The organism is Massilia sp. UYP32 (assembly GCF_050434365.1).
In the GTDB taxonomy this organism is placed as follows: Bacteria; Pseudomonadota; Gammaproteobacteria; order Burkholderiales; family Burkholderiaceae_D; genus Telluria; species Telluria timonae.
Genome location: NZ_JBNDIK010000053.1, coordinates 1 through 3,037, shown reverse-complemented (window position 1 = coordinate 3,037; position 3,037 = coordinate 1). Strand labels below are relative to the sequence as shown.

The following is a 3,037-nucleotide window of genomic DNA, read 5'->3' as shown; positions in this document are numbered from 1 at the left end:
GCCAACCAGTTCGCTATCATGTTCGGCGAGCGCTTCACGAACGCAATTATCTAACTCTGAATTCTGGCCCCGCACACAGAATTTCTGACAGGTCCGATCATGCGCCTCGCATGGCTGAAATGAGACCAGCTCCCTGCGACGTGGAACTGCGCTCGTTGCAAAGCATCACCGGGCCTGACTTATTGTCCGCTTGATGCTCAGGAGGCCAAGGATTGACTCGTGCCAAGTCCTTGTGTTCGGCTTGGCGCAACAATGCCCTCTTGAGTTCGCCAACTTTCCTCAAGGGGGCGCCACATGCACGTCTGGACAGCCCTTGCGCTGGAAGTCCTCGCCACGCCGAACCGCAACAGAACCGCCAGCGCCCGCAAGAGGCGCATCACGAAGTATTTCCAAAGGCACTTCAACCTGAACCACGGAGACTACAAATGGCAATCGACGTGTATCTGCAGATTGACGGTATCAAGGGTGAATCCCATGACGACAAGCACAAGGACTGGATCGAAATCGTGCAGGCTCAATGGGGTGTGGCGCAACCTGTCAGCTCGCCGGGCTCCGCTACCGGTGGCCGCACCACGGGGCGCAGCGAATACCGCACGCTGTCGCTGGCCAAGCTCGCCGACCTCGCATCGCCTGTACTGATGCAGCACTGCTCGAACGGCAAAACCATCCCGAAGGCGAAGATGGAATTCATGCGAGCCGATGGTGACGGCAATCGGGTGAAGTATTATGAGGTCGAGTTAGAGAACGTACTGATCGGCAACATGGAACAGATGGTGGCGGAGGGAAGCATCCTGCGTGACCACATCTCCCTCCACTTCAGCAAGGTCAAATGGAGGTACACGCAGCAAAAGATCGGCGGCGGTACGGGCGGTCAAACCGCCGGCGGCTGGGACCTGGGCTGCAACAAGTCGTGCGCGTAACGGAGGTGGACATGGCCGATCAAAAAGACGACCCGCTCCGGCCCACCCAGGACTCGCGCGGCTTCTTCATGCTGCCGCGTTCGCCGGCAGAGTCCGGCTACTACACCTACGGCACCATGGACAACAAGCCGGACAGGGGTGGATACCAGTACCCTCACCCGATCATGATGCAGGCAATTCTGCGCGTGGGCCTGGAGTGGCAGGCCATTGATCGGCGCCGCTTCGGCATCGGTAACATCAGTCGTGCTGACGCATTCGATGACGATGATCACGACTCCCATCTGGACGGCCTGCAGGTGGATGTCCGGCCACTTCGTAAGGATGGGCTCGAAGAACCGGTGACATGGAGGCAAGCGCAGCTGTACGACAGAGATGGGACAGCGAAACTGATCGAGTTGTTCCGCACCTTCGCCCCGGTCAGGCTCGTTCTGTTCAACGACACCAGCATCCCGTTCGTTAGGACAGCCAGGCGTCATGACGACCATTTCCATGTAGCCTTGATCGGATGAGTATGCGCAAATTGACCTTGCTAGTTCTCGCTGGCCTGTGCCAGATAGGCAGCGCTGCCGAAGACAACAAAAAGCCCCACGAGCTGAATCAGTGGAACCCGCTCAATGCCAACTACAAGATTCACTCAGGCGGCACTGCCTATTCGGAGCTTCCTACGAAGACAGACAGCGCACTTTCGGTCGCTTTCAGGGACGAAGCGGCGAGACAGGTGTTCGAGCAGATCGGGCCGGACGTAGAGCCCGTCTGTGGGAGCGGCGAAAAGGGTTATCGGGTACGAGAGAAAAAGGGCATCTATTGCTCATTTACTCCTCGCTTGGAAAATCCTAAAAACTCACTTTACCGATGCTGGATAGGGATCGACCTGCGAACTGGCGAGGGCGACGTTCGGGTAACGTGCTGAACCGATGCCCACAGAATCCCTTCGGCAACGACTTGCCCGAAAGGTGAGAAATCCAGGGATGTACGCTCTGCTCGCTTGAGATTGGTGCGGAAGATGAAGCCCGGCAGGAGCAGGAAAAAAACGATCAGCGCAGGCAACGCGACGTTCATCAGAACGTGGTGTTATGCGGCCTTGGGTACGATAGTAACGCGAACCGACTGACCGTCGTCACGGCGAATCTTGAACTCGCCTGCAGCAGCCTGGCGTGCCGTTTGCGGGAGGCTCCGTTTGCTGGTCATGAACTGGCGCAACTGGTCCCGAGCTTGCGGATCAGCAAGGAGTTCTGACGCGAGCTGGCTTTTCAAGGCTTTCATGCTTTAACTATGCCACAAGTAAAAAACGATTGCATCTGACGATACGCTTTCTTGCGCATAAAAAAAGAAGGCCGGCTCGCTAAGCGATACCGGCCCCATGTCCATCGGCGGAAGACTCCGCCAGATGAAAAAATATTACTGCAGCTTGATTTCGACGTCGACGCCAGCTGGCAGGTCCAGCTTCATCAGTGCGTCAACGGTCTTGTCGGTCGGGTCCACGATGTCCATCAGACGCTGGTGCGTACGGATTTCGAACTGGTCGCGCGAGGTCTTGTTCACGTGTGGGGAACGCAGCACGTCGAAACGCTGGATGCGGGTCGGCAGTGGGACTGGGCCCTTGACGACGGCGCCGGTGCGCTTGGCGGTGTCGACGATTTCCAGTGCGGACTGGTCGATCAGCTTGTAGTCAAACGCTTTCAGGCGGATACGGATTTTCTGGTTTGGAGCGGACATGCTAATTCCTTTAAAAGAACGTTCCGGCTTGCTGCCGGCAATGTGGTAAAGGTACTTCGGTACTGCTCAAGAGGCGGGAGTATATCATCGTTCCCGCTCAAACAGATGGGGACAGACCAAAAAGTCTGTCCCCATCGTTGTGCCGGCAAGACGCTCCGGAGAGCGCCTACCTGCGATCAAGGCCTGATGAATTAGGCGATGATTTTTGCCACGACGCCGGCGCCGACGGTACGGCCGCCTTCGCGGATTGCGAAGCGCAGACCTTCTTCCATCGCGATCGGAGCGATCAGCTTGACGGTGATCGACACGTTGTCGCCTGGCATGACCATTTCTTTGTCTGCTGGCAGTTCGATCGAACCGGTCACGTCAGTCGTACGGAAGTAGAACTGAGGACGATAGTT

The 3,037-nt window shown here is 57.1% G+C and carries 6 protein-coding genes; 3 read left to right on the top strand and 3 right to left on the bottom strand.

Going from position 1 to position 3,037, the window contains the following annotated elements; all coding sequences use genetic code 11:
- Positions 1 to 425 precede the first annotated feature (425 nt).
- From ABIB42_RS25720 to ABIB42_RS25710, 3 genes are read left to right on the top strand one after another with little or no spacing between them, the layout of a single operon-like run.
- Complete coding sequence (locus ABIB42_RS25720) at positions 426 to 920, top strand: Hcp family type VI secretion system effector (RefSeq protein WP_184237928.1); 495 nt, start codon at positions 426 to 428, stop codon at positions 918 to 920.
- A gap of 11 nt (positions 921 to 931) precedes the next feature.
- The gene (locus ABIB42_RS25715) at positions 932 to 1,429 is read left to right on the top strand and encodes a hypothetical protein (RefSeq protein ID WP_005663502.1); all 498 of its coding nucleotides are present in this window, start codon (positions 932 to 934) and stop codon (positions 1,427 to 1,429) included.
- Positions 1,430 to 1,431: 2 nt separating this feature from the next.
- Entirely contained in the window at positions 1,432 to 1,830 is a 399-nt protein-coding gene (locus ABIB42_RS25710; RefSeq protein ID WP_051205005.1) for a hypothetical protein, read from the top strand.
- Between the two features lie 161 nt (positions 1,831 to 1,991).
- On the opposite strand, the gene ABIB42_RS25705 is transcribed toward ABIB42_RS25710, so the two are convergent.
- From ABIB42_RS25705 to ABIB42_RS25695, 3 genes are all read right to left on the bottom strand, one after another.
- A complete protein-coding gene (locus ABIB42_RS25705) occupies positions 1,992 to 2,183 on the bottom strand; it encodes a hypothetical protein (RefSeq protein WP_040774911.1) in 192 nt (63 codons plus the stop codon).
- Positions 2,184 to 2,318: 135 nt separating this feature from the next.
- A complete protein-coding gene (rpsJ, locus tag ABIB42_RS25700; RefSeq protein WP_005663509.1) occupies positions 2,319 to 2,636 on the bottom strand; it encodes a 30S ribosomal protein S10 in 318 nt (105 codons plus the stop codon).
- 191 nt (positions 2,637 to 2,827) lie between these two features.
- Positions 2,828 to 3,037, bottom strand: a 210-nt coding sequence (locus ABIB42_RS25695) for an elongation factor Tu (protein ID WP_429248894.1), incomplete at its 5' end; no start/stop codon positions are given.

Excerpts from the sequence above, each read along its gene's own strand:
- ABIB42_RS25720 (WP_184237928.1), top strand. The coding sequence starts at position 426 with ATGGCAATCGACGTGTATCTGCAGATTGACGGTATCAAGGGTGAATCC.
- ABIB42_RS25715 (WP_005663502.1), top strand. The coding sequence starts at position 932 with ATGGCCGATCAAAAAGACGACCCGCTCCGGCCCACCCAGGACTCGCGC.
- ABIB42_RS25710 (WP_051205005.1), top strand. The coding sequence starts at position 1,432 with ATGCGCAAATTGACCTTGCTAGTTCTCGCTGGCCTGTGCCAGATAGGC.
- ABIB42_RS25705 (WP_040774911.1), bottom strand. The coding sequence starts at position 2,183 with ATGAAAGCCTTGAAAAGCCAGCTCGCGTCAGAACTCCTTGCTGATCCG.
- rpsJ (WP_005663509.1), bottom strand. The coding sequence starts at position 2,636 with ATGTCCGCTCCAAACCAGAAAATCCGTATCCGCCTGAAAGCGTTTGAC.